Source organism: Mycobacterium sp. (genome assembly GCF_044342925.1).
In the GTDB taxonomy this organism is placed as follows: domain Bacteria; phylum Actinomycetota; class Actinomycetes; order Mycobacteriales; family Mycobacteriaceae; genus Mycobacterium.
The window spans coordinates 1-4,658 of sequence record NZ_JBIIOV010000216.1; the positions used below are offsets into that span (position 1 = coordinate 1).

Annotated in this window: 6 protein-coding genes; 2 read left to right on the top strand and 4 right to left on the bottom strand. The window is 68.2% G+C overall.

The features are described 5' to 3' along the window. Nucleotides 1-632, top strand: a 632-nt coding sequence (locus ADBZ6I_RS16150; RefSeq protein ID WP_526385620.1) for an SDR family NAD(P)-dependent oxidoreductase, incomplete at its 5' end; no start/stop codon positions are given. A 19-nt stretch (nt 633-651) separates the two neighbouring features. Here the strand turns inward: ADBZ6I_RS16150 and ADBZ6I_RS16155 are convergent. The 3 genes from ADBZ6I_RS16155 to ADBZ6I_RS16165 are packed head-to-tail and all read right to left on the bottom strand — an operon-like array spanning nt 652 to nt 2,606. Beyond that, nucleotides 652-1,428, bottom strand: a complete 777-nt coding sequence (locus ADBZ6I_RS16155; protein WP_526385622.1) for a nitroreductase family protein — start codon at nt 1,426-1,428, stop codon at nt 652-654. Next, nucleotides 1,421-1,927, bottom strand: a complete 507-nt coding sequence (locus ADBZ6I_RS16160) for a DUF2505 family protein (RefSeq protein WP_526385624.1) — start codon at nt 1,925-1,927, stop codon at nt 1,421-1,423. Before ADBZ6I_RS16160 ends, ADBZ6I_RS16155 begins: the two co-directional genes overlap by 8 nt. Continuing rightward, nucleotides 1,911-2,606, bottom strand: a complete 696-nt coding sequence (locus ADBZ6I_RS16165) for a flavodoxin family protein (RefSeq protein ID WP_526385626.1) — start codon at nt 2,604-2,606, stop codon at nt 1,911-1,913. The genes ADBZ6I_RS16160 and ADBZ6I_RS16165 overlap by 17 nt, the downstream gene beginning before the upstream one ends. A gap of 76 nt (nt 2,607-2,682) precedes the next feature. Between ADBZ6I_RS16165 and ADBZ6I_RS16170 the strand changes: the two genes are divergently transcribed. Beyond that, entirely contained in the window at nt 2,683-3,513 is an 831-nt protein-coding gene (locus tag ADBZ6I_RS16170) for a class I SAM-dependent methyltransferase (protein WP_526385628.1), read from the top strand. Nucleotides 3,514-3,525: 12 nt separating this feature from the next. Here the strand turns inward: ADBZ6I_RS16170 and ADBZ6I_RS16175 are convergent. After that, nucleotides 3,526-4,658 (bottom strand): phthiocerol/phthiodiolone dimycocerosyl transferase family protein (locus tag ADBZ6I_RS16175; protein WP_526385630.1); only part of this gene is annotated, 1,133 nt, incomplete at its 5' end.

Below are 4,658 nucleotides of genomic sequence, written 5' to 3' on the forward strand. Positions count from 1 at the left end.
CCGACGAGATGTCGGCACCTGCCGAGGCGATGCCGCTGGATCTCGCTGACGCCGACGCCCGCGCCCAGCTGGTGCAGCGCATCGGTGAACTCTCCCCCGCCGGGCTGGTCAACAGCGCCGGTTTCGGCACCAACGGCCTTTTCCAGGCCCTGCCATCGGCCAGGGAGAGCGAGCAGGTGACCCTCAACGCGCTGGCGTTGATGGAACTCACCCATGCCGCGCTGCCCGGGATGGTCGCGCGGGGTTGCGGTGCGGTGCTGAACGTGGGGTCGATCGCCGGTTTTCAGCCGCTGCCGGACGCTGCCGTCTACTCGGCCACCAAGGCGTTCGTCCAGACGTTCTCCGAGGCCGTGCACGAGGGTCTGCACGGGACCGGCGTGTCCTGCACGGTGCTCTGTCCCGGCCCGGTTCCCACCGAGTGGTGGGACATCGCCGGGGCGGACCGCTCGGCCGTCGGATTCGCCGCGACGTCGGCCGCCGCGGTAGCCGAGGCGGGCATCACCGGCATGCTGGAAGGCAAACGACTGGTGGTGCCGGGCCTAGCGCCCAAGCTGATGGGCGCGGGCGGCCGCCTGACGCCGCGCCGGCTGCTGCTGCCGGCGCTGCGTCGCGCCGCCGAGAAGCAGCGCTGAGGCAGGCAGACGAGACCCCTCAGCCGCCGGGCTCGCACCCCTCGATCTGCAGCAGTTGCGTCCGCGGGGAAAGCGGAACCCGGCCGAACCACGCCCGGTTGCCGTAGGTGTCCAGATGCACGACTTCGTCGACCGGCCGGCGCGTCGTCGGGCCGTAGCGGCCCTTCGGCCAGCCGATCGGCACGATGGCGCACGGCGTCACCGACATCGGTAGCCGCAACGTGCGCCGGGCCGAGGCCAGGCTCCACAGCGGCAAGGTGATCAGCGAGGCACCCAGCCCCATGCTGCGCGCGGCCAGCAGCAGGTTCTGCACGCTCGGGTAGATCGACCCGAAGAACCCGGACAGCGCCGCATGCGGCATCGGCAGATACGGCACCCGACCCTCCCGCGCGGTCAGCCGCAGGCACGCGACCACCAGTACCGGGATCTCCTCGAAGTGGTCGACCTGCCACTGCACCGCGCGGGCGGTCTTGGCCATCGACTCGTCCCACTCGGTGACGCTCTCGATGACCGTTTTGTAGTACAGCTTCCACATCTGCCGATAGCGCTTGGCGAGCTTCTTCTTGACCTTGGGATCTTTGACGACGATGAATTCCCAGTTCTGGCCGTTGGCGCCGGTGGGGGCGCGCAGTGCCAGCTCGATGCACTTGAGAATCAGGGCGTCGTCGACCGGGTCGGGGCGGACCCGCCGGATAGCCCGCTGCGTCATCATCGCCTCGACGAGCGGCATGTCCAGTCGCGCAACGGCTTCCACGGTCGTGGGAATCGAGTGGGGAATCGGGGACAGCTCAGCCATTGGCGGCGATCCATTCGTCGGTGAACTGGCCCACACCGGGAATCTCCTTGACGATCGCGGTGGCGATGAACTTCTCGATCTGACTACCCAGGATCGGTACCGGCACCTCGACGGTCCCGGTGAAACGCATGGCCGATCCGCCGGGCAGCGGTGTCACCTCGGCACCGCCGACGACAGTGCCACGCACACCGGACGCCTTGACGTTGATGTCCCCGCGCACCCGGCCGCCGTCGGTCGGGCGCCAGACCTCATTGCGGTGCAGCGCGAAGTCGCCCGGCAGCGCCTTGGCGATCGCGGCGGGCAGCGCGCCGCGGCGCATGTCCTGGGTGCTGATCACTTCGACGGTGCCGTCGTCGGCGACGATCAGGTCGTCGAGCGTCATCGAGTCGCCGCCGTACGCCTGCAGCCGCGCGATCCAATAACTGCGACTCTGAAAGACCGCCATCACCTCCGTCACACTGGAGTTGTTGGAGGTGCTCACGTCAAAGCTGCGCGCCACGGCGACCCTTCTGCAGACGGTCGGCGAGCTTGGCGGCGAAGCGCCTGCTCTCCTCAAGCTGGTCGGAACTGACGTTGGTGGGCGGCATCCGCATGCCCAGGTAACGGTCCCGGTACTCCCCCGAGCCCAGGTAGCTGGTCAGCGACAGCATCGAGCGCAGCTGGTCGCCGGGGTAGGTGAAATGGATTTCGCCGACATAGCGTCCACCGGCCTTGGCGGCGAGCTTGCGCACGGCGGTGAAGTTCTCCCGCCAGTAGCGCCGGCACACCACGAACACCGCGAACGGGGTGCCGTCGAACAGCGGGCGCGCCTCCGCCGAGGTGAGGAACGACCGCAGCGGCATGCTGACGTTGCGCCACCAGGTGGGCGAGCCGATGCAGATCAGGTCGTAATCGTGGCGGCGGACCTCGTCGGGGGTGCGGATCTCGCCGGTGGCCCGCCGCGTCTGGGCCGGCAGCATGCCGATGAACTCCGGCCAGACGTTGTGCATCGGAAACCGGGAGAACCGTTCGGCGTATCGCGGGTCAATGAACTCGATGGGCGCGCTGTACACCTCGCAGCCCCGTTCGCGGAACACCTCCCCCGCGGCGTCGAGAACCTTTCGAGCCTGGCCGGTGTAGCTGTAATACAGCAGCAGGACCCGGCTCGGCCGGTCCGGCGACTCGGCAACGTCGATCACGGCTGCGCCTCCTCGGACGGGTTGTGATGAACGCCGGATTTCGCGCACTCCAGCAACTACGAATACTCTCACACGGGTGAGCGACAGAGTTGCCGTGAACCTCACCGGCCCGGCCAAGACGATGCTCTCCACGCTGTACCTCAAGGCCCTCGACGCGGACTTCGAGCGACCCGTTCTCGGCGACCGGTTCGCCAAGGACGCGATCGCCCGGATCGACTACGACTGGGAAGAACTGGGCATCGGCGGCGCGTGGGCGCCGGTGTGCACCGTGCGCACCGCGCAGTACGACATCTGGGCTCGTCGCTTCCTGGCGGCCAACCCGCGATGCACCGTGGTGCACCTGGGCTGCGGCCTGGACGCGCGGGTGTTCCGGCTGGACCCGGGGCCCGACGTGGCGTGGTACGACGTGGACTTCCCCGAGGTCATCGCCCTGCGCGAGCAGGTGTACCCGGCCCGGCCCGGCTACCACCTCTTCCCGACGTCGGCCACCGACCCGTCCTGGCTGGACCGCATCCCGGCCGACCGGCCGGTGTTGTTCCTCGCCGAGGGCATCAGCATGTACCTGACCGAGGACCAGGGCGTCGAACTGCTGCGCGGAGTCGTCGAGCACTTCCCGTCCGGACAGCTGCAGATCGATTTCTTCAACTGGCTGGCCATCAAGTCGCAGAAGAGCCAGACCCTGGTGCGCAACTCCGGGTCCACGCTGTACTGGGCCGTCAATTCGCCCAAGGACATCCTGAGCCGGGTGCCCGGCCTGCGGCTGCGCGAATCGGCGACGTTCTTCGACGCCAGCACGTTCGCCCGGGTCTCCGCACGCTTCCGCGCCGTCAAGCGGGCCGCCCGTCTGGCGCCCGCGCTGCGCAAGTCGCTGCAGTACCACGTCTACGAGTTCGGGCCCGGCCGGTAGCCTCCGCGCATGCTACGCCTTGCGCGCCGCGACTTCACGCAGGAGCGATTCGATTGCGGCGGTGCGGATTTCGGGATCGGGCCCGTGCGAGTGGTATTCGATGGTGAGTCGGCCGCCGAAGATCTTGCTGGTATAGATCTCGATGCCCGCTCCGACGGCGAAGTACAGCTCGCCGTGGCTGCCGGTGAACTCCATGTCCGGCGGGGTGGGCATGGGCGGGACGACGCCGTTGTCGGTGAACATCACCACGTCGGGCATCCCGGGCGGGTTGCCGACGTACTGCGGGCTGAAGTGCAGGAAGGACTGCTGGATCACCCCTTCGGCGATATCGCTCTTGAAGGTGTCGTTGATGTCGCGGGCCAGGTCGACGACGTCGGTGTCCCGGCGGATCTCGGCCAGATAGGTGGCGATGCCCACCGGGTTGGTGCACTCGGTCGCCGACACCGGCGGTGACAGCAGATACCGCAGGTCCACCGGGTAGACGTAGGGCACCGGAATGTTCGGGGTCTTGCGGACCTGCCACTCGGCGGTCAGGACCACCGCGGACAGCAGCGCGTTCAGTCCGAGTTTGTTGGCCCGGCAGAACGCGATGATGCGTTCGGTCTCCTCCGAGCCCAGCGTGCAGGACACCATCGGAACCAGCTGCGGCAGAACCGGATCGGACGCCGCGGCGGCCCGCCGCGACGGCGGCAGATCGTAGGCGAACATCGCGCCCATCAGCCGCTCCAGACCGGAGCGGTTCTTCTTCTCGATGCCGCGGTCGGCAAGGATCTTCTCCATCGAATCCGGCGCCGGGTGTACGGTGACCGGCCGGGCCTGCCCGGTCGTCACCAGATCGGTGTAGGTGGTGAACAACTCCTCCACCAAGCTGAACTGGTGGTGGCCGTCGGCGAGGCTGTGATGGATGTACAGCGTCGGCTCGACCTTGATGTCAGAACCGGCGCCGTCGCGCACCACGACCCGCAGTCCGACCAGCGCCGCACTCTGGTCGAACAACGGCGCCGGCGCCTCGGCGTCGGGACCGTCGAGTTCGATCACGTCGATGCCGGGGTGCAGCAGGTCGTCCAGGACGATCTCGTAGCGGCCGTCGGCACCCTTCTCCAGGTGACCAGCCAGCACTGGGTGCGCCTGGAGCAGCAGGTCGA

Coding starts and splice junctions, on each gene's coding strand:
- ADBZ6I_RS16155 (WP_526385622.1), bottom strand. CDS start 1,428: ATGGCTGAGCTGTCCCCGATTCCCCACTCGATTCCCACGACCGTGGAA.